The organism is Paenibacillus soyae, from assembly GCF_024623455.1.
GTDB classification, from domain to species: domain Bacteria; phylum Bacillota; class Bacilli; order Paenibacillales; family Paenibacillaceae; genus Pristimantibacillus; species Pristimantibacillus soyae.
The window spans coordinates 98,575-125,116 of record NZ_JANIPJ010000010.1; the positions used below are offsets into that span (position 1 = coordinate 98,575).

The following is a 26,542-nucleotide window of genomic DNA, read 5'->3' on the forward strand; positions in this document are numbered from 1 at the left end:
CCTATGCTCCTTAACCCCGGACGCGTGCCGCCAAGTCGAGGAACGAGCGAGCGACCCGCTTGATCCGTTCCACGATTTCGCCGCCGCCTCCTTCGTTGTCCGTATGCGGCTCCGCGAACCAGTTGCGCTGCGCTCCCCCGATGGAGACCCATTCCGGCGAGTTGATGCCGTGCAGGTTGCGCACGATCGTCTGCAGCTGCGTCAGCGAGCTTACGCCTACCGCACCTCCGGCGGAGCTCATCGACAGGACGGCCTTTCCGCGGAAATGATCCTGCCCCAGATGGTCAAGCGCGTTCTTCAGCACGCCGGAGATGCCGCTGTGATATTCGGGCGTCGCGAGGATGATCGCGTCGGCCGCGTTCATGCCCTGCTGCAGTTCTTTGACGCGCGCCAGCTCCTCGCTGCCGTAGCCGCCGTCCGGCGAATAGAACGGCAGCGGCTTGCGGTACAGGTCGAACAGCTGTGCCTCGTGGCCTTCCCCTGCGATGACGTCCCTCACATATTCGGCCAGGCGCGTGCTTGTCGCTGCTTTATGGTTGCTTCCGGCAATAATCATAACGTTCATATCGAATCATCCCTTCAATCGTTGTTCCTTGATCTGACCTTATCGTACCATGCCGCAGGAAGGCGCCGCGTCGTCTTTCTGGTTGATTTTGGCGCGGGGGGACGCCATCCTCCGGTCGGAGGCGAATACGACTATAGTCTGAGAGAGGGAGCAGAATAGGTAAGTAAAACTACCCTTCGCGGTCTATCAGCATTGCTACGAACCGCTCCGCGGCAATGGACAGCGGCGTGTCGTTCCGAATGGCCATGCCGATGCTGCGTGGCGGCAGGGAGGCGTCCAGCCGAAGCTCGAACAGCTGGCCGCACTGCAGCTCGGCTTCGACGAACGGACGCGGGACGAAGGCGACGCCGTAGCCCAGCCTGGCGAATTCCGTCAGCAGATCGATGCTGCCAAGCTCGATATCGGGATTGACGGTCAGCCCGCTCGCGGCGAACCACCGTTCGACGAAGATGCGCGTGCTGCTGCCGGGAGAATGGGAGAGCATGGGCAGCTTCGCGAGCTCCCGGACGGTCAAGATCCGATCCGCAAGCTCGCGGTAGGCCTCGCCGACGACGAAGCAGTCCTCCAGCTCCGCCAGCTTCCGGACGTTCAACATCGGGTCTTCCATGGGGAGCCTGACGATCGCCAGATCGATCTGCCCTTCCTTCAGCTTGCGCGCGATTTCCGGCGTCTTGCCGGGGGTCAGCCGGATGCGAATGCCGGGATGGTCGCGATGGAACGCGTTCAGCTGGGGCAGGAGCAAATATTTGATCAACGAATCGCTTGCCCCGATCCGAATCTCCCCTTCCGTCAGCTGCTTCAGGTCGTGCAGATGCCTCTGCGCGGCATCCAGAAGCGAGAAGGATTGCTCGACGTATTTCATCAGCACGCGCCCCTCCTCGGTCAGCTCCACGCCTTTGGACAACCGGTGGAACAGCTTAAGCCCCAGCGCCTCCTCCATCTGCTTCACCGCATAACTGACGGACGGCTGGGTTATATGCAAATCCTGCGCGGCCTTCGTCAGGTTGCCTCTCCGGGCGGTGTGCAGGAAGATGCGGTACCACTCAAGTTGAAACATTGGTATAGATCACCTCTATCGCAAGAGTCGGAAAATGCAATTTCACTTATTTCATTACATGGATTATACTTGGAATAATAGAAAAGAACAACGAAATGAGGAGTGGCAGCATGGCAGGCAATACATTTGGAGACGCGTTCCGAATTACGACATTCGGAGAATCGCACGGCGCTTCGATCGGCGTTATTATCGACGGAGTAACGCCGGGCGTGGAGATTGACGAGAAAGACATTCAGGTGCAGATGGACCGCAGAAAACCGGGGCAGTCCTCGGTAACGACGCCGCGTAAAGAGTCGGATACCGTGCATATTCTGTCGGGCGTATTCGAAGGGAAAACGACGGGCACGCCCCTTGCCGTTATTTTGCACAATCATGATATGCGGCCGGAGGCATACTCGGACATCCAGCAGGCGTTCCGTCCGGGACACGCGGACTTCACCTACCTGCAGAAGTACGGCATCCGCGACCACCGCGGAAGCGGACGGGCATCCGGCAGGGAAACCGCGGCAAGGGTTGCCGGAGGCGCCGTGGCGCGCAAGCTGCTGGAGCGCAGGGGCGTGAGCATCGTGGCGTACACCAAAGAGCTGGGCGGCATTAAGTGCCAAACCTTCGACGAGCAATCGATCGAAAAAAATCCGGTCCGCGCCTGCGATCCGGTTGCGGCCGTAGAGATGGTGAAAAGGGTCGAGCAGCTCGCGGCCGAAGGGAACAGCTGCGGCGGCATCGTGGAATGCCGGATTCGCGGCGTAGTTCCAGGACTTGGGGAGCCGGTGTTCGACAAGCTGGACGCCGAGCTGGCGAAAGCGATGCTGTCGATCGGCGCCGTCAAGGGCATCGAATTCGGAGCGGGCTTCGCGGCGGCCGAGATGCTGGGCAGCGAGCACAACGACGAGATGAACGCGGACGGCTTCGTCACCAACAACGCCGGCGGCATTATCGGCGGCATCAGCACCGGGCAGGAGATCGTGTTCCGCGTAGCGGTGAAGCCGACCTCTTCCATCTCCCTGCCGCAGCAGACGATGAACGTGAGAGGCGAGGAGCAGGAGATCCGCACGATCGGCCGGCATGATCCGAGCATCTGCCCTCGCATCATTCCCGTCGTGGAGGCGATGGCCTGCTTGGTGCTGGAGGATCATTACAAACGCCAAGCGGCGATGATGGGGTAAGATTGGCAACGGCTGTGGGGCAAGAGCGGGATGAGACCGCGCTTGCCCCGCTTTTTTTTTCGTGCGCGCACTTAAGGGTAACCTTTCTCCAATTGGCAACGTCTCTAGGGGTGTTAAATGAAATGGAAGCAGGGGGGACTCATGCATGTCAAACAAGCTCATTGGGGCGGCGGCTATTATAACGGATTCGGAAGGGCGAGTACTGCTGGTGAGACACAGCTACGGCAGGCTGAACTGGGATTTGCCCGGCGGCAAAGCGGAAGCGAACGAATCCGCGCAGGAGACGGCGCAGAGAGAGGTGCTGGAGGAGACGGGGATCGTCGCAGCTGCCGATGAACTGACGGGCATCTATTACGATCCGCGGTACGACATGCATCATTTTGTGTTCCGCGCGCGCCATGATGGCACGAGGCAGCCGGAGCCGTGTTCGCCGGAAATTCTGGAGTGCGGCTACTTTGCGGTGGACGATCTGCCCCGGCCGATGAAGGACTTTACGTATAACCGGATTATGGACGCGTTCCGAAGCGAAGAGGGGGACCGGTTTCACGTGATCGGCCCGGTGCAGTGGATTGAGTAGGCTGCGGATTCGGCGGTTACCGGCGTGGACGCTCTTGCTGGCGGCTGTGGTGATTGGCGCATTTGTTCATGCGGCTCCGATTGCCGATGCCTTGTCCTGCGCGCCTCCTCCGCCTGTAGAAGAGGAGCTCGGGAGCAGCTCCGTCGTGTTCATGGGAAAGGTGCTCAAGGCCAATCAGGAGGGGCTCGCCGTCTTCCGCGTGGAGAAAGCGTGGAAAGGCGTTACGGGACCGGAAATGGAGATCTACGATAACGGCTGGGATCCTTTCGAGGTCGGCGAACGTTATCTCGTGTTCGGGGCCGAGCGCGAAGGCGAGCTCCGCATGAATCTTTGCGGTCGTACGGGCCCGTGGTACGACTCTCATGAGCAAATATTCCGCGATGCGGGAATCGAACTCATCTATGTGCGGGAGGAAGGCGACGTCTTGACCGCTCAGACGACTCGGCCGGAGACGGGAACCGGGGCGGACGTTGGAGACGGAGCCGGAACGGGGAAGACGGCGGCTCAAGCAGTGTTAGCTGTTTTTTGCGGACTGGGGATTATCGTGCTTGTTGCCGTCTTGCAGCGCGGAGCGCTGCGGAAGTGAGCGGGCGACGGTGCTTGGGGAGTGCCGGGCGGTTGTCTAACCTATGACGTGACCGTTTGATATAACCACTGAGCTGCAGAATGAAGTATCCTAAGGGAACTCACAGACGCTATTCGCTAGATTTCTGGCGGTTTGTGGCTCCTAACGGAACTGCCCGCCGTTATTTGCACCATTTTGATAGTGGAAGAGGGTCATTTGGATGAATAAGGGCGTGTAGTTCCGTAACAATCCAGAATTGCGGCTTTTAGCGTTAATAAGGTCTGTGAGTTCCGCTAGTAATGGAGCCGCAGCGAGATCGTCACTCCGCTATTAAACATTTCATTCGCCCCATCTCACGATCCTCGCCGAGACAAGCGGCACCGCCGGCCCCCCGAAGCCACACCGCCCCAGCCAGGCCTGCAATGCGGCAAGCCGCGGCGCCAGCCGTCACCCCTCCTTATCCAGCCCATGCCGGACCGCATAAAGCGCCGCCTGCGTGCGGTCCTCGAGGTCCAGCTTGCCGAGGATGTGGGTGACGTGGGTTTTGACCGTTTTCTCCGTGATGACGAGCGCTTCGGCGATGGCGCGGTTGTTCATGCCGCAGGCGATCAGGCGGAGCACCTCCAGCTCGCGCTTCGTTAGCGGCTCGTTCTCCATCTGCTCCTCCGCGGCAGGCGCGCTTCCTTGGTACAAGCTCACGTATTGATTCATGAGCTGGCCCGCCACGTCGGGATGCAGCTCGACCTTGCCCTCGTGCACCCGGCGCACGGCCTGCACGAGCTCGTCGGGCTCGAGGTCCTTGAGCAGGTAGCCTTTGGCCCCCGCGCGGATCGCGGGAAGGGCGTGGTCCTGGTCGGTGAAGGAGGTCAGCACGATGACCTTCACGTTCGGATGCGAGGCGGTTAACCGCTGCGTCGCCTCGATTCCGCTCATGCCGGGCATGTGAATGTCCATCAGCACGATGTCGGGTGCGAGCGCCGAGACCAGCTCCAAGGCTTCTTGGCCGTTCGAGGCTTCGCCGACCAGTTGGATGTCCTTCTGCGAGGAGAGGAACAGCTGAAGGCCCCTTCGCACCATTTTATGATCGTCAGCTATCAAAATTCGTATCGTCATCTTCTACCGTTATACCTCCTATATCGGCTGGAGAGAGGGGGAAGCTCGCCTCGATGAGCATGCCTTGGCCGGGAGAGCTGGTCAGCTTCAGCCGTCCGCCCGCCGCCTCCACCCGCTCGCGCATAATGGACAGCCCGAGGCTTCCGCCGGAAGAGGCAGCTTCTTCGAGGTCTGCGCCCTCGCCGTTATCCTTCGCTACGTATACGAGATCGCTGCCATGCACGTACAAGGCCATATCTACTTGATCGGTAGAGGCATGCTTGGCGACATTGTTCAGCGTCTCTTGCCCGATTCTCCACAACGTTTCTTCGATGGCGGAAGGCAGCTGCCGCATGCAGCCGTTGCATTTCAGCTTGACGTCGATGCCGAGACGCCGGCCGTACTCCCGAAGCGCGGTTGCTACGCCCCCATCCAGATTGGCTGGACGCATCTGCATGATCAGCGAACGCATTTCTTTCAGCGCATCCTTGGATACGCCCGTAATCTCCCGAAGCGTCTCCCGTGCGGCTTCCCACTCTTGCTCGTTCAGCATGGCCTCGGCGCCTTTGGCCGACATGGAGAGGGAGAACAGCATCTGGGAAACGGAGTCATGCAGATCGCGGGCAAGGCGGTTCCGCTCTTCGACGCGGACCAGCTCGCGGCGGTTCTCCTCCAGACGCGCGTGATCCATTGCCGCCGCGATATGATCGGCCGCGGCTTCGAGCACCTCGCTCTCGACGCGCGCGAGGAAAGCCGGCTGCGAGGAGCTGACGAGAAGCAGCCGTTCCGATTGTCCGACGTAAGGGATAACCGGCGCAGCCCAGACAGCTGTGGCGCGAGAAGAGGTCGTGGACCAGCCCGGGAGATGCGGGGCCAGCTCGGAAGCTTGCAGCTCCTCGCTGCGGGTGGTTTTCGAAATCGAGTTTAAGGCGCGTACCGCCTGCTGGGACAGCTTGACGACGGTCCGCACCGGCTCCCCTTCCACATGCATGGCCTGCACGCGGTACTGTCCTCCCGCACGTTCCAGCAGGACGGCCGCCGGCCAGTCGAAATGCTCGGCAAGCAGCGAAGCGGCCTTCTCCGCCAGCTGCACCTGGGCGATTCCCGTGCTGACCGCCTGATGAAGCTGCCGGCTGAATACGCTGAGCTTGGCGAATTGCTCGGCCCTGCGTTGCTCCGCTTGATGCAGCCGCATTCGCTCGACGGCCACGCCGATCTGGAAGGAGACCGCCTGAAGGAGTGCCAGCTCCTCGTCCTGGAAATGATCCTTTCCAGCAGACCCGACGTTCAGCAGCCCGAACTTCCGGCCCCCGATCCGCAGCGGCACCGTCGCGTGATGGGTGAAGCCGCAGGTGTCCCGCAGCCCCTCGGCTTTGGCCTGACTGAGCCTGCGGCAGCTCATGATGTTAACGGCGTCCTTCAGCCGGTTCTCGAAATATTTGTCCACGCACCAGCAGGAGCCGCACCGCACGAGGGATCTATCGTCGTGAAGCAGCGCGGGAGGCAGGTTGCGGTCGGCCGCCAAGGCGAATTCGTCATGTTCGTCCATGAGGAAAATCCAGCCGAAATGCAGGCCCGTCACCTCCAGCAGCTTCTCGAGCACCGCGTCCAGCATCGTGGTCATGCAATTCGATTGATTAAGCGTCTCGGCGATCGTCCTCATCGTGGTCAGCTCTTGAATATGCGAAATGTTATTCATAGGGAAACCCTCCCGTACAACTCGTGTACACCCACTATATCGCGAAACGGGCGGAGGACGAAAGAGCGGCGCGAGGAAAATTTGCCAGAACGGCTCGCTTGCGCCGATATCGCGGCATATGCTATCATACATGAAAATTCGATACGGACATTATGCCATTGAAGAGCATCCAACTCGGAGGCGTTCTCGTCAAGAGGCAAGCAGCCGGCGCAACAGCCGCTTGCCTTCCTAAGTTTACCGGACTTCCGCCCGTTACAGCGGAGACAAGAGAATCGGGCCCGTGCACAGGTCCGGTTAATTTGGGTGGCACCGCGAGAGAAGCGCTCCTCGTCCCATTGGGATGAGGGCGCTTTTTGTGTTTTTTTCAATTCGAAAAAAAGGAGCGCGGTGAACATGTTGGACATGAAATGGATCAGAGAGCATGCGGATGAGGTGCAGCTGGCGGCGGATCGGAAAGGAATCGCCGTTTCGATCGGCGAGCTGCTAGTTAGAGACGAGGAGAAGCGTAAGCTGAAGCAGGAGACGGATGCGCTTAGAGAGAGGCGGAACCGGCTGTCGGGCGAGATCGGGCGGCTTATGACCGAACGGCGGGCCGAAGAAGCGGGACCGTTGCGCGAGGAGATGAAGGACGTAAACGGCAGGTTAGCGGTCTTGGAGGGCGAGCTGCGCGAGGCCGAGTCGATCTTCGCCGCGTTATACGAGCAGGTGCCGAATGTCGTGTCGCCGGATACGCCGGTCGGGCGGTCGGACGAAGATAACGTGGAGCTGAAGCGGGTCGGCGAGCCGCCGGTATTTGATTTTGCGGCGCGGGACCATCTTGAGCTGGGAGAGCTGCATGGCTTGATCGACGTGCCGCGCGGCGTGAAGACGGCCGGCAGCCGGCACTATTATTTGAGAGGCGCGGGCGTCTTGCTGCACAGGGCCGTTCAGCAGCTTGCCTTGGATTTGCTGATGGAGAAAGGCTTTACGCCGCTGGAAGTGCCGCTGATGGCGAGAGAAGAGGCGATGGCGGGAACGGCGTATTTTCCCCAGGCGCGGGATCAGGCTTATCGAATCGAAGGAGAAGACCGCTATTTGGTCGGCACGTCGGAGGTGCCGCTCATTATGTATTACGCGGGAGAAGTGGTGGAGATGGACCAGCCGATCCGGTTGGCGGCCGCTTCGATGTGTTTCCGCAGCGAGGTGGGTTCGGCGGGGCGCGACGTGCGCGGGCTGTACCGCGTGCATCAATTCGCCAAGGTGGAGCAGGTCATCATTTGCCGCGCGGATCCCGAGCTGTCGGAGGCGCTATTGCAGGAGATCACGGCCAATGCCGAGGAGCTGCTGCAGAAGCTCGAGCTGCCCTATAGACAAGTGGCGGTCTGTACCGGCGATATGTCGCAGAAGACCTACAAGCAATATGATCTGGAGACGTGGATGCCGAGCCGCGGCGCGTATGGCGAGACGCATTCGTCGTCGAACCTGGGCGACTTCCAGGCGCGCCGGGCGAACATCCGCTATCGCGACGAGGATGGCAAGCTGCGCTTCTGCCATACGCTCAACAATACGGCGGTCGCGAGCCCGCGCATCTTGATTCCGCTGCTGGAGAACCATCAACGGGAGGACGGCTCGATTCATATCCCGGAGGCGCTTCGCCGTTATATGAACGGAATGAGCGAGCTTCGCGCAGAGCCGGGTCCAGTCTTCTAGTGGAGGATTACGCCAGAAATGGTTGAAGGCGCACATCTGGAGAGATACTACTGCTTAAACAAACAGCGAAGGGGTGCGCCGAATGACGAATATAACGTCTGGCAATCATGATGAAGCGGTCAAGAAGGTATGGGAATTGATCAAAGGGATCGAGACGGCTATGCTTACGACGGTTTCGGAGGAAGGGCTGGTGTCGCGTCCCATGCAGACGCAGGACGTCGAGTTCGACGGCGATCTATGGTTCCTGACCAAGAAGGATACGGGCAAATTCCACGAGCTGCTTCACAATCGGCAGGTCAATGTGGCTTATGCGGGCAAGTCGTATGTATCCATCCGAGGGGATGCCGAGCTTGTGCAAAGCGTAGAGAAGATCAAGCAGTTTTGGAGCCCGGCTTACGAGAAGATGCTGGAGACGACATACGACGATCCGAATTTGGTCCTCATCAAGGTAAAGGCCGAGACGGCCGAGTACTGGGACATCGGCAACAAGTTCAAGATGATCAAGTTCATGTTCAACAGGCTGCTGGGTAAGAACACGGAAGGCACGGAGATTAATCAGCTGGTGGAGCTGAGGTAGGCTCAGAAGAAGAGGTCCGACCCGCTGGGTGGACCTCTTTTTGTATGTACGCCCAGCATGGGCGTCATCTCTAGGGTGAAAGTCCCGAACGGGGGCTGGCGAACGCCTACCGTTAGCCGAGAGCAAGGGTGTCCATCGCGAGATGGAATTTGAAGGAAGCTGGAGGCAAATGCACGAGCCAAGGTAGACGAACTCGATTGGAGGCAAGGCTAGCTGGATGAGTCACCATAACATGACGAAATCCGAAGTCGCCAAGAGCTAGTTTTGTAAACTCGAGTGGTTGCGGGCAGAAAGATGACGTTCTTATCTGGGGAGGCCTGTGGGGTACGCAAAATCATTTCGTAACCGCGTCTGAGAAGCCGCGCTGAATCCACAGGAGTCAGCAGAGGCCATAGTACGGGAGTACGGGACGCCGGAAACCGGAAGGGCTGAACCGAAAGGAGAGAGGAAACCGATGCGTTCGCATGAAGAGCAAAGACAGCAGAATATCTCGCAAGAGAGCTCGAGGCAAAGAGAAGCGGTGAAGCCGTCAGGGTATGCCGAAGCGCCGAGTTCTTCGTCGGCACAAGTCGCCCCTTCCTCTCGCGAAGCGAATAACGATTTGTTGGAGAGAATGCTCAGAGGAGACAACCTTAGGCTCGCTTACAAGCGAGTGGTACAGAACGGAGGAGCTCCCGGCGTGGACAGTGTAACGGTAGCGCATCTACAAGCTTACCTGAAAACACACTGGGAGACGGTGAAGACCGAACTCCTCGCGGGAACCTACAGACCCAAGCCCGTCAGACGGGTGGAAATCCCCAAACCCGGAGGCGGCGTGAGGCTGCTCGGCATCCCGACCGTGATGGACCGCTTCCTTCAACAAGCCCTTCTACAAGTGATGAACCCGATCTTCGACGCGGACTTCTCGAGGCATAGCTACGGCTTTCGACCCGGGAAGCGCGCGCATGACGCGGTAAAACAAGCTCAGCACTACATCCAAGAAGGCTTTCGCTGGGTCATAGACCTGGACTTAGCGAAGTTCTTTGATCGAGTAAACCACGACATGCTCATGGCAAGGGTAGCAAGGAAAGTGACGGACAAAGGCGTGCTGAAGCTCATCCGTGCCTATCTTAACGCAGGGGTCATGGCGAATGGCGCGTTCGAGAAAACGGGAGAGGGCACGCCGCAGGGCGGGCCACTGAGCCCACTCTTAGCGAACATTCTGCTGGACGACTTGGACAAAGAACTAGCCGAGCGAGGACTGCGATTTGTCCGTTACGCGGACGACTGCAATATCTTTGTTGCCAGTAAACGTGCGGGTGAACGCGTGATGGATTCGGTAACACGCTTCGTAGAAGGAAAGCTGAAACTGAAAGTGAATCGAGAGAAAAGCGCGGTAGATCGCCCTTGGAACCGTAAGTTCCTCGGATTCAGTTTCCTGAGGGACAAGAGAGCGACGATTCGATTAGCTCCTCAAACGATCTCGCGATTCAAAGAGAAGGTGCGAGAGCTGACGAACCGAACGCGATCGATGTCTATGGAAAACCGGATTATGCAATTAAACCGCTATCTCATCGGCTGGATTGGCTATTTCCGACTAGCCTCGGCAAAAGGTCATTGCGAGAAATTCGACAAGTGGATTCGTCGCAGATTACGCATGTGCTTATGGAAGCAATGGAAACGGGTACGCACCCGCGTTCGCGAGCTCCGAGCACTTGGTGTCCCAGAATGGGCATGTTTTGTCATGGCGAACTCCAGACGCGGAGCGTGGGAAATGTCTCGAAACACAAATAACGCCCTTCCGACTTCCTATTGGGAAGCGAAAGGGCTGAAAAGTTTGCTTACTCGTTATTTGGAACTTTGTTAACCTTTTGGAACCGCCGTATGCGGACCCGCATGTACGGTGGTGTGAGAGGTCAGGGGCTAGCCGCCCCTATCTACTCGATTTAAAGACGACTGTCGTTAACACGCATTTATTCATCATTGTATGGCTGGCCTTCATATGCCGCCAATTTCAACTCAGAATGATCTAAATGGCTTCCCAAAAATCATGAAGTAAACTTTTCGTAGAAACTGTCGCTTTTATAGTTTTGCACGATCATAAGAAACAAATCGACATCGATTTCTTCTGACCAAACATCGAACCCAATATAAGGGGACTCCTTATACTTGATTTCAATATTATAATCTAAAATTGAAAACGAGCGCTCTTTTCCGTCTTTATCTAGGCATATTGAAAGTTTAGTGCTTATTGGCAACTGTTTTCCTTGGTAATATATATATGGACCATTATTTGTAGGATAGATGGCGAAGAAGGTTGATTGGTCTGAGTAGTATAGTCCTGTAAAGCCTGCCTTCTTTTTTGTTTTCGAAAAAGACTTTTCTCCGGTTATAAGTTCTAATTCACAATACTCCGATGAACCATAGTTCGATAATTCTACCCAACTCATGATTTTGTTTGCCCCCTTAACCATAATTCAAAACCTGCAAGAAGCGAATTTACATCCGGATTTGGACGAGATGCTGACCTAATAATATCAGCATCAGACTTTCCCTGTAGCTTAAGAAACTCATATGTAGGCCCTAGTGGGTCTCCATAACGATTCATATTTATTGAGTAAATATAGTTCCTCAAGGCTTCAGGCGTAACATCTTTATATTTCACACCAATTTCGCGTCTAGCTTGATGCAGTATCTTGGCAACTTCTGTTTCTGACTTGCCTTGTTTTAATAGATTATCTGCGTTCTGGGCTAAGCCTGCGACCTCAATTTCATACGCTTGTCTGAGTGGATGGTTTTTAATTCCACTTTCTGTATCTTTTAAAATTTGTTGAATTTCTTCCTCTGTGTACCTAGGTAGCCTATCCCCGGGGGTTCCCCCAACACCCGAACTTCCTCCTGAACTGTTATTCCCTCCAACAGATTCTCCGCCGTCTTTGTTTTCATTAGGATTCAACAAGTCCAAACGACGAGTGGGAATCATTTGAGAAAGAATAAAGCCGAAAGTACGAGCCTTATCTTCTTCGGAGAGCATCATGAACTCTTGTACTTCTTGATTGGCTGCTTCATACGTTGTTTTTGGATTCGTAAGCTTATTCCAAACGTCTACTGCCGTATCCCCAGCACCGTTAATGACTTGCTTGCCTGCATCTGCTGGATTGTCAAATGCATAGAAAGCAAAGTCAAGCGTGCTGTCCCATGAGGACCAGAGTCCAGAGAAAAATCCGGACATCGCTTCTTCAAGTACGGTCCCCCTCTGCTCCGATCCCCCTGACATGGAATCGACATCGCATACATTATAAACCGTTTTTATGAACTCTTCAGCGCTATTGGCTAATATTTTTCCCTGTTTAATCAACTCGTTCGTTTCAGCGATCATCGTTTCTATTTCTTTTTTGTTCTTATCGATATTTTGATCTAATTCTTTCAGTTTATCGCCAACTTCTTTTTCATACTGCTTCATTATATCTTTTAGCTTGATTACCGTTGCATCCGTTTGTTTTTTTGATTTGGACAGTTTTTCGATAGCTTCGTTTAGATCTGCAATCGTTTTATCAATAAGCTCAACTTGCTTGTCCACACCGAAAGAATCGGCATTTTTGCGAGCTTCTTTTAATAAGGTCAACTCATCCTCAATTCCTACAAAATCCATTGGAGCAGAAGGATCTTGAGCAGCCCATTTAATCTGTTCCAAAATTTTTTCTGCTTGCGTTAAAGTGACATCAGCAGAAATGGTACCGCCATTTTCCCGAGAATGAGCTGCAACCTCCTTTGCTGCCTGCTTCCCGCTCATATCACCTGTTTTCTCGGCTATCGCATAGTCTTTCTTGGCTTGAACGATCGTCTCGTTCGCGACAATGATCTTGGCTTCTTCAAGTGTAACATTGCTGGTGATTGTCGCGCCGTTACGACGAGCCACGGCTGCAGCAGATTTAGCGGCTTGCATTTCGGCAGTATTCCCTATCTTTTCTGCGTTGGCGTAATCTTGCTTAGCCTTTATCACTTGTTCGTTAGCGACGATGACCTTCGCTTCGTTTAAGGTGACGTTTGAAGAAATCGTGCCGCCATTCTTGCGGGCCTCATCCGCCAATTTAGATGCCGCTGCCATGCCGGCTTTATCGCCCTTCGCCTGAGCAGCCTCGTAGTCTTGTTTTGCTTTTAGTATTTGTTCGTTAGCCGTGAGTGGCGGCGCAGCGGCAACATGCTCTGTTTTCGGCTTTGACGTTGTTGTACTGGTCGTGTTGGTTACGGGATTCGTTTTTAAGGTATTTGCTTTTAAATCAATATTTGCTCCAACTTTAACTTCGCTAATTACTTTTTCTCTGTTTATGGTGTAAGTTGTGCCAATTGATGAATGTGCAGAAGAAGAACTTTTCAAGGTAGTTTGTACCTTAGGAACATTTGCAGTTGTAGGTGGAGTGATTGTATTGGTATTTCTCACCGCTTGGGGTTGAATAGGACTTTTTACACTCGTGCTGGCAAGAGATGTTTTGATGATCGAAGGGCTCGAAATGGGAATACTGGCTTTCGCAGCTTTAAAAACGGGCATAGTCATCCTCCAAAATAAGAATAAATTGTTTCTTTATAAGGAATTTTCCGTTCTTTAAAAAGAACTTTTTTTATAAAAACTATATAAAAATACTAGAAAAAAGCTAATCTTGTCATTGGTATATTAAACTTTACTAAAATTTCCTACAACTATAGTTTTTAATAGTTCTCGAACCCTTTTTGCTAGAGGATGTGACGAATAGAAATTAAGAGATAATGAGCCATTGGAAACATTTGCACATTTTTTTCTTTACAGCTAAGACGGGGACTGCTACAATGACTACGATTTATTGTTAACCCAAAATAAAATAAAATGGTTAACAATACAAACGAATTGGAGGAAGTTCCTTCATGACAACGTCATACGAACAGCTCGCCGCCATGAATAAGGCGCATTTATGGCATCCTTTCACCCAGATGAAAGATTATAACGCTTCCGATCCGCTCATTATCGAACGGGGCGAGGGAATCATGCTCTACGATATGCAGGGGCGCGCTTACTATGACGGCTTCTCCTCGGTTTGGCTGAACGTGCACGGACACAATGTGCCGGAGCTGAATCAAGCGATTGCCGAGCAATTGGGGCGGGTCGCGCATTCCACCTTGCTGGGAATGGCCAATGTGCCTGCCGTCCAGCTGGCGGAGAAGCTCGTACGGATCGCGCCTGAGGGACTGACGAAGGTGTTCTTCTCGGATGCGGGGGCGACGGGGGTCGAGATTGCGATCAAAATGGCTTTCCAATATTGGCGCAACCGCGGCATACCTGGCAAGTCGTCCTTCATCACCATGAACCAGGCATACCATGGAGATACGATCGGGGCCGTCAGCATCGGCGCCATTCCGCTGTACCACGACATATTCCGTCCGATGCTGTTCCCCGCCCATGTCCTTCCTTATCCGAACGCTTACCGCCACGAAGGCGGATCGGCCGGAGCGATGGAGGAGACTCTTGCCTCGCTGCGCGCCTTGCTCGAGTCGCGGGCGGATGAAGTGGCGGCGCTTATCGTGGAGCCGATCGTGCAAGGGGCCAGCGGTATTATCGTCATGCCGCCGGGGTGCCTGCGCGAAATGGCCGGGTTGTGCCGCGAGTACGGCGTTCTGCTCATCGCGGACGAGGTAGCGACGGGATTCGGACGCACGGGCGCCATGTTCGCCTGCGATCTCGAGGACGTATCCCCCGATTTGATGGTTGTCGGCAAAGGACTGACCGGCGGGTATTTGCCGGTCGCCGCAACGCTTGCGACCGAGGAGGTGTACGATGCGTTTTACGCCGACTACGCCGAACAGAAAACATTTTTCCATGGCCATTCGTACACGGGAAATCCGCTGGGTTGCGCCGTTGCTTTGGCCAGCTTGAAGCTGATGGAAGAACGGGACATCGTTCAAGGGGTGAATAAAAAAGCAGCGTTCGCGGCGAGGCGGCTGTCCGCGCTGGCGGATTGGCCACACGTCGGCGATATTCGCCAGCAGGGACTGATGATCGGCATCGAGCTTGTACGCGAGAAAGCGGCCCGCGAGCCGTATGATTGGGCGGAACGAGTCGGCGTTCGCGTCTGCCAGCGGGCCAGAGAGCTCGGGATGCTGACGCGACCGCTTGGGAATGTCGTTGTGTTCATCCCGCCTCTTGCCAGTACGGAAGCCGAGCAGGAAGCCATGATCCATATACTTGCGACCGCGATTCGCGATGTCATGGAATTCGGCTGGGGGCGGGAAGGATGAAGCGTTGGCGGGGCCTCTTCGTGACGGGTACGGACACCGGCGTCGGCAAAACGGTGGTGACGGCGGCGATAGCCGCCGCGCTTCGCGAGGACGGATGGATTGCAGGGGTCTGGAAGCCCGTGCAGTCCGGCGGATTGCTTGGCGGCGGCACGACCGACGCCGAATGCTTGCTGCGGTGGTCGGGAGTCGCCGAGCGGCCTGAGGCGATCGCGCCGTTCTCTTACGAAGCGCCGCTGGCTCCGATGCTGGCCGCCAGGCTGGCTGGCGTGAAGCTGACGCTGGAAGAGGTGGTGGCTGCGGGGGCGCCGCTCGCGGAGCGATACGAGGTGCTGCTTATCGAGGGCGCGGGCGGCGTTGCCGTCCCGCTCGCCGAGGATGCCCTCGTCGCGGACCTGATCGCGGAGCTGCGGGTACCCGCGCTGATCGTTGCCCGCGCCGGACTCGGCACGATCAATCATACGCTATTAACCGCCGCATACTTGCGGCAGCGCCATATTCCCATCGCCGGAGTTGTGCTGAACGACGGAGCCTCGGCGTCGGCAGATCCGAGTGCTGTCACGAATGCGGAACTCATCGAGCAGTATGGCGGCTTGAAGGTGCTCGGCCGTTTTCCCCGGCTGGACGGCGCCATGAATCGGGGGACGCTGGCGCATGCCGCGCGGGAAGCGATACAACTTGGGCAGATCAGGCAGGCGCTGGCGGATTGGCCGGCATAGGTGCACGGCATTTTTTCTCAAAAGACGATGACTTAACCGAGATTCCCCATTAATACGCGAACGGAGTGGTTCCATGAATAAGACGACGGCTACCTATACGGACTGGCAGAGGCTGGCCCGGAAAGCGCTGAATGGCGGGTGCCTAACTAAGGAAGAGGGCTTGTCCGTGCTCGAGGCGGAAGATGACGAGGTGCTGCCGATCCTGCACGCCGCTTTCGCCGTACGGAAGCATTACTACGGCAAGAAAGTGAAGCTGAACATGATCATCAACGCCAAGAGCGGCCTATGCCCCGAGGACTGCGGCTATTGCTCGCAATCGATCGTGTCGACGGCGCCGATCAAGAAGTACACGCTGCTGGACAAGGAAACGCTGCTTGCCGGAGCGCGGGAAGCGATGGCGCGCAAAGCGGGCACCTATTGCATCGTAGCAGCCGGGAGAGGTCCCACGAACAAGGAGCTGGACCAAGTCGTCGACGCCGTCAAGGCAATCCGCGCCACGATGCCGCTCAAAATTTGCGCGTGCCTGGGCATTCTGAAGGACGATCAGGCCGAACGGCTCGCGGACGCCGGCGTGCACCGTTATAACCATAATCTGAACACGAGCAGAGCCAACTACCCATCCATTACGACAACCCACACGTACGACCAAAGGGTGGAGACGGTGGAGAAGGCGAAAAAGCAAGGCATGTCCCCTTGCTCGGGCGTCATTATCGGCATGGGCGAGACGAATGAGGAAATCGTGGAAATGGCGCACGCGCTGCGCGAGCTTGACGCCGATTCGATTCCGGTCAATTTCCTGAACGCCATTCCGGGAACCCCGCTCGAGCAGGCGGGACGCACGCCCGCTATGAAGGTGCTCAAGGTGTTGGCTTTGTTCAGGCTCGTATGCCCGGCCAAAGAAATCCGGGTAGCCGGAGGCCGCGAGGTAAACCTTCGCTCTTTGCAGCCTTTGTCGCTGTACGCGGCAAATTCTCTATTCGTCGGGGATTATCTGACGACGGAAGGTCAGGATGCGGCGTCCGACCATCAAATCATTGAAGACCTCGGCTTCGAGATCGAGCTGTGCGCCCTATGAAATGGATGGCCGACGAGCTCGGACTGCTCGCAGGCGATTCGCTAGAGCGTACGCTAATCGACAGTACCCCGGCGCAGGGCAGTCCCGGCTACATGGTACGCGGAGATCGTGCATTGCTTAACTTGTCCTCCAACGATTATCTCGGGTTGTCCGGCCATCCGGCGATCGCGGAAGCCATGCGCGATGCGCTGACTGCGCATGGAGCCGGCGCAGGCGCCTCGCGCCTCGTGACCGGCAACCGGCCGATTTATGGACAATTGGAGGGAGCGCTCGCCGACTGGCAGAGCAGCGAGGCGGCGCTTGTGTTCGCGAATGGATATATGGCAAACGTCGGCGTAATTGGCGCGCTTGTCGGGCGCGGCGATGCGGTATTCAGCGATCGGCTGAACCATGCCAGCATCGTGGACGGCATCGCGCTCAGCCGAGCGGAGCACGCTCGCTACCGCCATAACGACATGGAGCATTTGCGGCATCTCCTGAATAAGCACCGCGATGCGAGGCGCAAGCTGATCGTTACCGATGCCGTGTTCTCGATGGACGGCGACCGTGCCATGCTGGGCGAGCTTGTACAGCTCAAACGCGAGCACGGCGCGATGCTGATGGTGGATGAGGCTCACTCCGGGGGCGTCTACGGACCGAATGGCGAAGGGCTCTGTCATTCGCTGGGGCTGCACGACGAAGTGGACGTGCATATGGGCACGTTCAGTAAATCATTTGGATTATACGGAGCGTATGTCACCGGCAGCAAAATAGTAATCCGATGGCTTGTCAACAAAGCCCGGCCGTTCATATATTCGACGGCGCTGCCGCCTGCGATTATAGCGGGCATCGCGGAGGCATTGAGGCTCGTGCGGCAAGAGAGCCGCCGCCGTGAATGGCTGGCCGAAGCAAGCCGGCTATTCCGGGCGGCGCTTCGGGAAGCGGGCTTTCAGGCGGGCGCCGGCGATTCGCCCATCGTACCGGTCCTGGTCGGCGGCAATGACGCGGCTTTGCGCTTCAGCTCCGCTCTGGAAGCGGAAGAGATCCTCGGGGTTGCCATCCGGCCGCCTACGGTTCCTGAGGGCACGGCGCGGATCCGCTTTTCCTTGTCGGCATCGCACGCCGAAGCCGAGCTGCTCGATGCCGTGCGTCGCATAGCCCGCGCGGGTCGCATGGCTGGAGTGCTGAAGCCATGAGCGCGACGATTCTATGGCTAACCGGATGGAGCATGCCGGATACCGTGTTCGATCGGCTCCGCGCGGAGCTGCCGGACTTTGAGCATGTGTCCGTCGATTACAGCCAGGCGGAAACGCCGGAGGAGATATTCGAACGGGTCGAATATGCGGCTGCCAAACGGGTGGAGCAGGACCTCCTCTATCGAAAGCCGCTTCTTGTCGCGGGTTGGTCGCTCGGAGCGCTGCTTGCGCTGCGCCTCGGCGTGCAGGGGTTTGCGGACGGTTTGGTGCTGTTCGCCGGGACGGCACGGTTCACTTGTCCCGCAGACCGAAGGGATCTAGGCTGGCCGGACGCGTATGTCCGGCAAATGATCGCCTCGACCGGGAGGGACCGCCAGGCCGTCGAGGAGCTATTCCGCCGGAGCTTGTTCACGGATGCGGAATGGGAAGCGGGAATGGGCGAGCAGCTTCCCCCAACCGGCAGCTGGTCCTGTCCGGCGCTGATTGCCGGTCTTCGCATTTTGCGCGCGGAAGATTATGTGGACCGGCTGCCTTTGATCCGTGAGCCGGTATTTCTGGTGCACGGACATGACGATAAGGTTTGTCCGTACGGCGCTGCGGAGGAGATAGCCGCTCGAGCGGCGCAGGTTGAGATCGCAGCCTGGGCCGGGTGCGGGCATGTTCCGTTTCTTGGCAGAGAAGCGGAGGTGGCGAAAGCGATAAGGAGTTGGTGGCATGGACAGGAAAGCAAGCAGGATCCGGCGTCAATTTAACCGCAGCGCGGAGGGCGCTTATGATGCGAATGCACATGTCCAGCGCCTAATGGCCGAATGGCTGGATCGCTCTTTGCAGCAAGAGGTGAATTCTGTCGGAGACTTTAAGCCCGACATTCTCGAGATCGGCTGCGGCACCGGCAATCTGACCGAGAGGCTGCTTCACGGCTGGCCTTGGTCATCCCTTACGGCGCTGGATCTTGCGCCTGCCATGCTGCAGGCGGCCGAGACGAGGGTGGCGGCTGTTTGCGCGAACTCTAGTGCGGCACGTGTCCGTTTTCTGCTCGAGGATGTGGAAGCGTGGGCTCCCGGCGCGCCGTCGGCATCGCTGGATCTGATCGTCTCCAGCGCGTGCTTCCAATGGCTCCGCCGGCCGAAGGAGACGCTTGGCGAGCTGAGGCGGCTGCTTCGGCCGGGCGGACTGCTGGCCTTTACGACGTTCGGTCCGGGCACGTTCCGCGAGCTGCACGAGTCCTTCGGGAGGGCTTACCGGGCAGCTGGCATGGAGCCGCGGCGGCATGGGCTGAGCTTCCCCTCGGCGGAGCAATGGCAGTCCCTGCTTCAAGCAAACGGCTTTGAGAACGTACAGCTTCAACAAACGACGCAGGTCGAGCTCCATTTTTCCGTCCGAGCTTTTCTTCAGTCGGTCAAAGCGGTCGGCGCCAGCGTGTCGGAAGCGTCCGCATCACCGGGAATCGGTTCGAGACGGCTATTCGAGCGAATGTTCGAGCATTACGAGGAGGCCTACCGCGTCCAAGGAGGCATTCAGGCGACGTACGAGCTTCTGCTGATCCATGCCGCCGCGCCTCGATACTAGAAGGGAATGAAATTATCGACCTGACCGGTCCACGGACCAGTAAAGACATATCTGATCGCTAACGCACCAAACGCCGGTCTCCGCGGACCAGTAACGACATGTATGATCGCTAACGCACCAAACGCCGGCCACCGCGGAGCAGTAACGACATATCTGATCGCTATCGATTCAAACGCCGGCCACCGCGGGGCAGTAACGACATATACGATCGCTATCGCTCCAAACGCCGGCCACCGCGGAGCAGTAACGACATGAATGATCGCTATCGCTCCAAACGCCGGCCTCCGCGGAGCAGTAACGACATGTATGATCGCTATCGCTCCAAACGCCGGCCTCCGCGGAGCAGTAACGACATGTATGATCGCTAACGCTCCAAACAACGGCCTCCCCGGAGCAGTAACGACATATCTGATCGCTAACGCTCCAAACGCCGGCCTCCGCGGGGCAGTAACGACATATCCGATCGCTAACGCTCCAAACGCCGGTCTCCGCGGACCAAAAGCGACATATCTGATCGCTATCGCACCAAAAGCCGCCCTCCCTACTTCAGCCCCTGAAAATAATCGAAGGCCTGGGTCAGTAGCGCAACCAGCTGCTCGCTCTGCTCCTCCCCCAGATGCTCGATGAGGCCGGAGAACATGCGCCGATATTCATCCGCCGCCTGCCGCGCGAGTGACTCGCCCTTGTCCGTCAGCGTAATCTCCGAGATTCGGCGGTCCTCCGGATGGATCGCGCGAATGACATAGCCGCCCGCGATCAGGGCGTTCACCAGTTGCGTGACGGTTGGCGAGGTGACCTGCAGGTACTTGCTAAGCTCGGTCACGGTCGTCGGTTTGCCTGTCATCCGGCTGTTATTCTGAATGGCGAACAGCACGCGCGCCTCGCTGGCCCGGATGCCCCACTTCGCCGACTTGCGCCAATCGGCCTTCGCGAAACGAGTGAAAACGTCCATAAGCTCCGTAATCCGTTCATTCTCATTCTCGTTCGAATCGTTAGCCTTATCGCTCATTCGAGGGGCACCGCCATTCCGTTAGAGTTAGAGTGTGCCCCCATCATATGAAATGCCGCAAGTCATGTCAACGCAGTCATTTGGAAGAGCAGGACATGATTGGTAAACGCTTTCAAGCTCCTCAAGTCACCAAAAAAAGACCAAACCGCATGCAAGCGGCTTGGTCTTCCCCTTCTGCTACAACACCTGCTCCAGAAACCTCCGGGCGCGTTCGCTCTGCGGATTCGCGAAGAACTGCTCGGGAGGAGTCTGCTCCACAAGTTTGCCATCGTCCATAAAATAAATCGTATCCGCCGCCTCGCGCGCGAATTTCATTTCATGCGTGACGATCAGCATCGTCATGCCCGAGCTGGCGAGCCCTTGGATGACGGCCAGCACTTCCTTGACCATCTCCGGGTCAAGCGCGGACGTCGGCTCGTCGAAGAGCATGATGTCCGGCTCCATGGCGAGGCTGCGTGCGATCGCGACGCGCTGCTTCTGGCCGCCGGAGAGGCGGGACGGGTAGCTGTCCGCCTTGTCCGAGAGGCCTACGCGTTCGAGAAGCGCGAGCGCCCGTTCCTTCGCGGCTTCCGCCGAAAGGCCCTTCACTTTTCGCGGAGCGAACGTAATATTGTCCATCACCGTCATATGGGGGAACAGGTGGAAATGCTGGAACACCATGCCGATCCGCTGGCGGACCGCCCCGATGTCCGTATGCTTGCTCGTCAGCTCGATATCGTCGATCGTGATGATGCCGGACGTCGGCTTCTCGAGCAGGTTCAAGCAGCGCAGGAAGGTCGACTTCCCGGAGCCGGACGGTCCGATTAGAGCGACGACCTCGCCTTGGCGGACATGGGTGGTAATGCCTTTCAGCACCTGGTTTTTGCCGTATGTCTTGGTAAGTTCGGTAACGTTAATCACTGCGGCGGAGTCTCCTTTCAAGCAAGCGGGCGAACGACGTAAGAATAAGCACGAGCACATAGTAGATCAGGCCCGCGAACAGCAGCGCCTCGAGCGCCCGGAATTCCGTTGCCTGCACGACGTTCGCTCTCCGCATAATGTCCATGACGCCGATGACCGAGACGAGCGAGGACTCCTTGAGCAGGGCGACGCATTCGTTCACGAGCGCGGGCAGGATCGTCTTGACCGCCTGCGGCAGGATGATGCGGAACATCATCGTCCAGTAAGGAACGCCAAGCGCCATGGCGGCTTCGCGCTGGCCCTTGTCGACGGCCATGATGCCGCCGCGAATCGTCTCCGACAAGTAGGCGGCCGAGTTCAGACCGAAGGCGAGGCCCGCGGCCAGCAGCGGGGAGATATTGTAGCCCGTGAGCTGCGGCGTTGCAAAATAAATCAAGAACAGCTGCAGGAGCAGCGGCGTGCCGCGGAACACGGAGGTGTAGGCGGTCGCGAACCATTCGAGCGGCTTGATGCCGGATATTTTGAACAGGGACAGGATGGTGCCCCAGACGAAGCCGAACAACGCGGACACGAGCGTGAACAGCAAGGTCACGTAGACGCCCTTCAGCATGTAAGGAACGTAACCCTTCAGCACGCCGAAATTAATGGTCGAGTCGCTGCCTGCTTCGGACTCCTGGAACCATTTGTCCGTAATCGTCTCGATCTGACCGTCTGCCTTCATCTCTTCCAATACTTCGTTGAAGGAGGCCACGAGCTCGGAGCCCTTCGGGAACGCGATCGCGTACCCGTCCTCCGCGCTGCCGGCCGGCAGGTAGCTGACGGTCAGATCCGGGTTGGCGGCGGCCATCTCGACCGCGACCGCATCCTCGACGATGACCGCGTTCACGCGGCCCGCCTTCAGCTCCTGAATCAGATCGGGAATGCGGTTCAGCTTCTTGAGCTCTACACCCTCGAGCGTCTCGGCGAACAAGTCTTGCGTGGAGCCGAGCTGGGTGCCGACGATCTTGCCCGCGAGCTCTTCGGCAGTTTCTACCGGTTCGCTGGCTCTGGACACGATGGTGTTGCGGGCTACATAATAGGTGGAAGAGAAGTCGACGTTCTGCTTCCGCTCCTCGGTGACGGACATGGCCGACATGACGAAGTCGACGCGCTTCGTCTGCAGGGCGGCGATCAAGCCGTTGAAGTCCATCGCCTCAATCTCGAGCGTGTAGCCGAGCTGGGCGGCGATAAACTTCGCGATGTCGATGTCCATGCCGATGATTTCACCGTTATTTTTGGCGTCCACGTTCTCGTAAGGCGGATAGTCGGGCGAGGTGCCCATGACGATCGTGCCTTTCTCGCCGATGATCGGCGCGGGAGAAGAGGCTTCGGCTATGGATGGCGAATGGCCGCCCGCGTTTCCTCCGAACAGCAGTCCGGGGAGCGTCACGGCGGAGACAAGTACGATAAGCGATAGATAGATGAATCGAAGCCAGGTTTTTCTACGCATGACGCATGATGCCCTCTCTCTTGATGTTGTGATTTTGTGAGTGAATTTTGCCAGTCAATTACTGTTACTATATCCAGTTTCGGGACGTATTACTTAGCCAGGAAAGGAGGGATGAAGCATGTTCGAGCTGGAGCTTCACGAATGGCTGCCGTATTTACTGTCGATAGGCTGGATCTGCGCTGTTGCCGGCATGTATTCGGTTCATTTGCGCGCGGAAGGCGCGTTCGACCGGATGGGAATGCAGGAGAATGACCTGCCGCTGCCTGACGAGACGCAGGGCGTGGAGATCACGGCGGCGTTTCGGAAGCGGCTAGTCCAATATGTGAAACGGAAGGACGCTCCGGAGGAGGATGAGTCGGATTGCAAGGCCTCGTTGGCCCCAAGCATTACAAACCAACGAGGAGGCTGCTTATGTCAGCGCGAACGATTCATCCTTCCCGCAAGAACGGGATCCGTCTATTTTTGATCATCATTGCTTGTTTCGGTTTATTCATTCTTCCAGGCTGCGGCCAGGCATCGGGGACGATATCCGAGGATACCCCCGGCGTGTTCAACCACTATGTGATTTATCCGCTGTCCGAGCTGATTAGCTGGCTGGCCGGACTGTTAGCCGACAACTACGGCTTCGCCGTTATTGCGATCACCCTTCTGATCAGGCTGGCCTTGTTCCCGCTTATGATGCGCCAATCCAAAGCCCAGCAGGGCACGCGGCGCAAGATGGCCGTCATGCAGCCGGAGCTGAAGGCGCTGGAGGAGAAATACAAAGGAAAGTCCGATGCGGACAGCCTGGCCAAGAAGCAGCAGGAGATGCTGGCGCTGTATCAGAAGCACAGCTTCAACCCGCTTGCGATCGGCTGCCTGCCGATGCTCATCCAACTGCCGATTCTGGCGGGATTGTATTCCGCGATCCGGATGACGCCGGAGATGTCGACGCACGCCTTCCTCTGGTTCAAGCTGGGCGAGCCGGACGTCGTGCTGCCGATTATCGCGGCGGTCATTTATTTTATCCAGTTCAAGGTGTCGCAGATCGGGAACGATTCGCCCCAAATGAAGCAGATGGCTTTCCTTGGGTACCTCTCGCCGATTATGATGGGCTTGTTCGCCTTGTGGGCGCCCGCCGCGATTTCATTATACTGGGTGACCGGCGGCTTGTTCATGATAGGGCAGTCCTATTTGCTTGTCAAGATGTACCCGAGGGAGGCTAGTTCCGCAGTCGCGGAGCCGTCTCCCGCCGCTCTCGAACCGAGAGCCGCACGCAAATCATAGCAGGGCTAGGGCGGAGAATTGATCTCCGCCTTTTGTTTTGCTATAAATAAGTAAGTAGATAAAACAAAGTGCAAAAAGGAGCGTTTACGATGATCCGCAAAAACTCGGCGGCCGAACGGCATGTGACGGACCTTGGCTGGCTGCGCAGCCTCCCGCTTTATTCCTTCGGCGACTATCAGGACGATTCCCGTACCGGCTTCGGCGTCATGCGCGTGTGCAACGACGATTACGTGGCCCCGGGCCGGGGCTTCGGCGCTCATCCGCACAGCGATATGGAGATCGTCTCCATTGTATTGAAGGGCCGGATCCGCCATGAAGACAATCTGGGCAACGTTGTGGTCAGCGGCTTCGGCGAAGTGCAGCGCATGTCGGCAGGCAGCGGCGTCATCCATACGGAGTTCAACGATTCGTCCGAGGAGGAGCTTCGGCTGCTGCAGCTATGGTTCATGCCCCGCGAGCGGGGCATGAAGCCGAGCTACGAAGCGAAGGCGTATGCTCCGTCGCGGCTGGACGGCGCGCTGCTGCCCGTCGTGTCGAGTCATCCGGGCGAGAGCGGCGCGGCGCTGATCCATCAGGATTTGACGATTTACCTAGGGAAGCTGGCCGCTAACGAAAGCTTGACATACTAGGCTTCGGGATCCGGCCGCAAGCTGTTCCTCTACGGCATCGACGGGGAGCTGCAGGTGCTCGGCGAACGAATGGCCGGCAATGACACGGCGGAGATCGAAGGCGAGACGAAGCTGGAGCTGACGGCGGTTCGGGATGCATTCTACATGCTGATCGACATGCCATGAGCGGGCGCGGAGGTGAATGGGAATGAAGCAGACGCTGCTGATTAAGCACGCGGTTAGCGGAAGATTGTTTTATGATTCGCGGAAGAGCGAGATTCGTTATGCGGTCGGGGAGGCGGACGGCGGCTGGATGTTCCGTATCGAGACGGAGAGGGACCAGACGGTGGAGGAGCTGCTGAAGCGGAAGGACGAGCTGAACGTCTTTATTTTCCGGGAATACGATGATCAGCCGACCTTGAAGACTTGGTATTACGTGGGTAATGGTCCTGTGCAATACGACGATAAGCAGAGCTTGCTGACGATCTATGCGGGTTCGCGCATTGAATATTATCCGCACGAATATTCCGAATAGAGGAAGAGGCTTGCCCCGCTAATGGCGGAGCAGGCCTCTTCTTATGAGCTGGCCGCCGGATGGCCCGGCGCGCGGCTCGGATGCCGCATAATGACGGCCGCTGCTTATTTGTTCGTGCTGTGCTGCTTGTGGGCCATCTTGGCGCTAGGCACTCCGTTTCCTCGATTCCGCTTGTTCTTTTCGGCTTTCTGCTGCGTATCGTGCACCTTGTTCACAAATTCGTTCGTGCTGTCCATGCTGCTCACCTCCTATGTCCACTTTCCCCCGCCGCCCGTATTTCCATTCATGACGGAGAGGGGCATTGTTCCGGAGAAAACGCGCTGTATGGTTACTCCAAACTTTGGTACAACAACCATCTTCAAACAAAGTTCACAATTCAACCTTCTAAAGAGGACAGGTACCCTCATACACTAGGGATATGACGGAACGCAAGCAGCCGCAATCGGCACGGATGGCGCAGAGGGTGGGCTCGCCGGCCTCATTTGCCTTATTTCGGTTGTAGTGGTACAATGACGGAAATTTAATATTCAATTTCCTGTTGCCGATCGACGACGAAGGCCGACGGAGACCCATACACGAAAACTGCCCGCTGACGAAAGCGTTAGAGGCAGTTTTCCGTTTTGTCCCGGCAAAGTCCCGTTCGTTGATGACAGGAGGACAGGTGGAAGCTCACTCTCACACATTAATGACTGCGAGGCGGGCGAATACCGATCCATCGGCATTCGTCGACGCTGGCGCGAAGGAGGCTGGCCATGTACAATCGTAAAAAACCGCTAGAGGAAATTCCGCTCGAGAACACGAAGGTATGGACATGCGAAACTGAGGGCTGCAACAGCTGGATGAGGGACAATTTTGCATTCGAGCACGTGCCGAGCTGTATTATGTGCAATGGAACGATGGTGAGCGGCGAGAAGATGCTTCCGGTTCTCGTCAATTCGACGGCGGAGCTGAAGAGCTAGCAGAGAAG

General features: G+C 57.1%; 26 protein-coding genes and 1 pseudogene. 17 read left to right on the forward strand and 10 right to left on the reverse strand.

Translation table 11 applies throughout. The features are described 5' to 3' along the window. Positions 1–10: 10 nt before the first annotated feature. Together NQZ67_RS14995 and NQZ67_RS15000 are read right to left on the reverse strand one after the other, a co-directional pair. Positions 11–565: an NADPH-dependent FMN reductase gene (locus tag NQZ67_RS14995; protein ID WP_257447211.1), complete on the reverse strand. Its 555-nt coding sequence runs from the start codon at positions 563–565 to the stop codon at positions 11–13. 169 nt (positions 566–734) lie between these two features. Further along, positions 735–1,622, reverse strand: coding sequence for a LysR family transcriptional regulator (locus NQZ67_RS15000; RefSeq protein WP_257447213.1), 888 nt, complete (start codon positions 1,620–1,622; stop codon positions 735–737). 110 nt (positions 1,623–1,732) lie between these two features. On the opposite strand from NQZ67_RS15000, the gene aroC reads away from it, so the two are divergent. The 3 genes from aroC to NQZ67_RS15015 all read left to right on the forward strand — a co-directional run bounded on the left by aroC (position 1,733) and on the right by NQZ67_RS15015 (position 3,951). Then, entirely contained in the window at positions 1,733–2,788 is a 1,056-nt protein-coding gene (gene aroC, locus NQZ67_RS15005; protein ID WP_257447215.1) for a chorismate synthase, read from the forward strand. A 145-nt stretch (positions 2,789–2,933) separates the two neighbouring features. Further along, positions 2,934–3,365, forward strand: coding sequence for an NUDIX domain-containing protein (locus NQZ67_RS15010; protein ID WP_257447218.1), 432 nt, complete (start codon positions 2,934–2,936; stop codon positions 3,363–3,365). Positions 3,366–3,414: 49 nt separating this feature from the next. Beyond that, complete coding sequence (locus NQZ67_RS15015; RefSeq protein ID WP_257447221.1) at positions 3,415–3,951, forward strand: hypothetical protein; 537 nt, start codon at positions 3,415–3,417, stop codon at positions 3,949–3,951. A gap of 426 nt (positions 3,952–4,377) precedes the next feature. Here the strand turns inward: NQZ67_RS15015 and NQZ67_RS15020 are convergent, their stop codons facing one another. Beyond that, positions 4,378–5,043, reverse strand: a complete 666-nt coding sequence (locus NQZ67_RS15020) for a response regulator (protein ID WP_257447224.1) — start codon at positions 5,041–5,043, stop codon at positions 4,378–4,380. After that, a complete protein-coding gene (locus NQZ67_RS15025) occupies positions 5,018–6,721 on the reverse strand; it encodes a GAF domain-containing sensor histidine kinase (protein WP_257447227.1) in 1,704 nt (567 codons plus the stop codon). Before NQZ67_RS15025 ends, NQZ67_RS15020 begins: the two co-directional genes overlap by 26 nt. A gap of 393 nt (positions 6,722–7,114) precedes the next feature. Between NQZ67_RS15025 and serS the strand changes: the two genes are divergently transcribed. The 3 genes from serS to ltrA all read left to right on the forward strand — a co-directional run bounded on the left by serS (position 7,115) and on the right by ltrA (position 10,833). Beyond that, positions 7,115–8,410, forward strand: a complete 1,296-nt coding sequence (gene serS / locus NQZ67_RS15030) for a serine--tRNA ligase (RefSeq protein ID WP_257447230.1) — start codon at positions 7,115–7,117, stop codon at positions 8,408–8,410. Between the two features lie 82 nt (positions 8,411–8,492). Continuing rightward, positions 8,493–8,987 (forward strand): pyridoxamine 5'-phosphate oxidase family protein, encoded by a 495-nt coding sequence (locus tag NQZ67_RS15035; protein ID WP_257447233.1) that lies wholly within the window; start codon positions 8,493–8,495, stop codon positions 8,985–8,987. Positions 8,988–9,441: 454 nt separating this feature from the next. Continuing rightward, positions 9,442–10,833: a group II intron reverse transcriptase/maturase gene (gene ltrA / locus NQZ67_RS15040; RefSeq protein ID WP_257447235.1), complete on the forward strand. Its 1,392-nt coding sequence runs from the start codon at positions 9,442–9,444 to the stop codon at positions 10,831–10,833. 181 nt (positions 10,834–11,014) lie between these two features. Here ltrA and NQZ67_RS15045 read toward each other — a convergent pair whose 3' ends face one another. Together NQZ67_RS15045 and NQZ67_RS15050 are read right to left on the reverse strand one after the other, a co-directional pair. Next, positions 11,015–11,416 (reverse strand): hypothetical protein, encoded by a 402-nt coding sequence (locus tag NQZ67_RS15045; RefSeq protein WP_257447238.1) that lies wholly within the window; start codon positions 11,414–11,416, stop codon positions 11,015–11,017. Beyond that, positions 11,413–13,515, reverse strand: coding sequence for a hypothetical protein (locus NQZ67_RS15050; RefSeq protein WP_257447240.1), 2,103 nt, complete (start codon positions 13,513–13,515; stop codon positions 11,413–11,415). Before NQZ67_RS15050 ends, NQZ67_RS15045 begins: the two co-directional genes overlap by 4 nt. A gap of 350 nt (positions 13,516–13,865) precedes the next feature. Between NQZ67_RS15050 and bioA the strand changes: the two genes are divergently transcribed. The 6 genes from bioA to bioC all read left to right on the forward strand — a co-directional run bounded on the left by bioA (position 13,866) and on the right by bioC (position 19,768). Continuing rightward, positions 13,866–15,233 (forward strand): adenosylmethionine--8-amino-7-oxononanoate transaminase, encoded by a 1,368-nt coding sequence (gene bioA, locus NQZ67_RS15055; protein ID WP_257447243.1) that lies wholly within the window; start codon positions 13,866–13,868, stop codon positions 15,231–15,233. Further along, a complete protein-coding gene (gene bioD, locus NQZ67_RS15060) occupies positions 15,230–15,949 on the forward strand; it encodes a dethiobiotin synthase (RefSeq protein WP_257447246.1) in 720 nt (239 codons plus the stop codon). Before bioA ends, bioD begins: the two co-directional genes overlap by 4 nt. A 73-nt stretch (positions 15,950–16,022) precedes the next feature. After that, on the forward strand, positions 16,023–17,024 hold the full coding sequence (bioB, locus tag NQZ67_RS15065) for a biotin synthase BioB (protein ID WP_257447248.1): 1,002 nt from the start codon (positions 16,023–16,025) through the stop codon (positions 17,022–17,024). Then, positions 17,021–18,199 carry an 8-amino-7-oxononanoate synthase gene (bioF, locus tag NQZ67_RS15070; RefSeq protein WP_257447250.1) on the forward strand — a complete coding sequence of 393 codons (1,179 nt, stop codon included), beginning with the start codon at positions 17,021–17,023 and terminating at the stop codon, positions 18,197–18,199. Before bioB ends, bioF begins: the two co-directional genes overlap by 4 nt. After that, the gene (locus NQZ67_RS15075) at positions 18,196–18,951 is read left to right on the forward strand and encodes an alpha/beta fold hydrolase (protein ID WP_257447253.1); all 756 of its coding nucleotides are present in this window, start codon (positions 18,196–18,198) and stop codon (positions 18,949–18,951) included. Before bioF ends, NQZ67_RS15075 begins: the two co-directional genes overlap by 4 nt. Further along, positions 18,914–19,768 (forward strand): malonyl-ACP O-methyltransferase BioC, encoded by an 855-nt coding sequence (gene bioC, locus NQZ67_RS15080; RefSeq protein WP_257447256.1) that lies wholly within the window; start codon positions 18,914–18,916, stop codon positions 19,766–19,768. The genes NQZ67_RS15075 and bioC overlap by 38 nt, the downstream gene beginning before the upstream one ends. A gap of 541 nt (positions 19,769–20,309) precedes the next feature. Here the strand turns inward: bioC and NQZ67_RS15085 are convergent. The 3 genes from NQZ67_RS15085 to NQZ67_RS15095 all read right to left on the reverse strand — a co-directional run bounded on the left by NQZ67_RS15085 (position 20,310) and on the right by NQZ67_RS15095 (position 23,166). Next, entirely contained in the window at positions 20,310–20,777 is a 468-nt protein-coding gene (locus NQZ67_RS15085; protein WP_257447259.1) for a MarR family winged helix-turn-helix transcriptional regulator, read from the reverse strand. Between the two features lie 177 nt (positions 20,778–20,954). Further along, entirely contained in the window at positions 20,955–21,677 is a 723-nt protein-coding gene (locus NQZ67_RS15090; RefSeq protein ID WP_257447262.1) for an amino acid ABC transporter ATP-binding protein, read from the reverse strand. Continuing rightward, positions 21,670–23,166: an ABC transporter substrate-binding protein/permease gene (locus NQZ67_RS15095; RefSeq protein WP_257447265.1), complete on the reverse strand. Its 1,497-nt coding sequence runs from the start codon at positions 23,164–23,166 to the stop codon at positions 21,670–21,672. Before NQZ67_RS15095 ends, NQZ67_RS15090 begins: the two co-directional genes overlap by 8 nt. Before the next feature lie 118 nt (positions 23,167–23,284). Between NQZ67_RS15095 and NQZ67_RS15100 the strand changes: the two genes are divergently transcribed. From NQZ67_RS15100 to NQZ67_RS15115, 4 genes and pseudogenes are all read left to right on the forward strand, one after another. Continuing rightward, positions 23,285–23,632, forward strand: coding sequence for a hypothetical protein (locus NQZ67_RS15100; protein WP_257447268.1), 348 nt, complete (start codon positions 23,285–23,287; stop codon positions 23,630–23,632). Continuing rightward, entirely contained in the window at positions 23,578–24,432 is an 855-nt protein-coding gene (gene yidC, locus NQZ67_RS15105) for a membrane protein insertase YidC (protein ID WP_257447270.1), read from the forward strand. The genes NQZ67_RS15100 and yidC overlap by 55 nt, the downstream gene beginning before the upstream one ends. Positions 24,433–24,521: 89 nt before the next feature. Continuing rightward, a pseudogene (locus NQZ67_RS15110) lies at positions 24,522–25,226 on the forward strand (pirin family protein). A gap of 22 nt (positions 25,227–25,248) precedes the next feature. Then, positions 25,249–25,575, forward strand: a complete 327-nt coding sequence (locus NQZ67_RS15115) for a hypothetical protein (RefSeq protein WP_257447273.1) — start codon at positions 25,249–25,251, stop codon at positions 25,573–25,575. 104 nt (positions 25,576–25,679) lie between these two features. Here the strand turns inward: NQZ67_RS15115 and NQZ67_RS15120 are convergent, their stop codons facing one another. Continuing rightward, positions 25,680–25,811, reverse strand: coding sequence for a DUF4023 family protein (locus NQZ67_RS15120; protein WP_257447275.1), 132 nt, complete (start codon positions 25,809–25,811; stop codon positions 25,680–25,682). A gap of 516 nt (positions 25,812–26,327) precedes the next feature. Between NQZ67_RS15120 and NQZ67_RS15125 the strand changes: the two genes are divergently transcribed. After that, a complete protein-coding gene (locus NQZ67_RS15125; RefSeq protein WP_257447277.1) occupies positions 26,328–26,534 on the forward strand; it encodes a cold-shock protein in 207 nt (68 codons plus the stop codon). Positions 26,535–26,542: the final 8 nt, after the last annotated feature.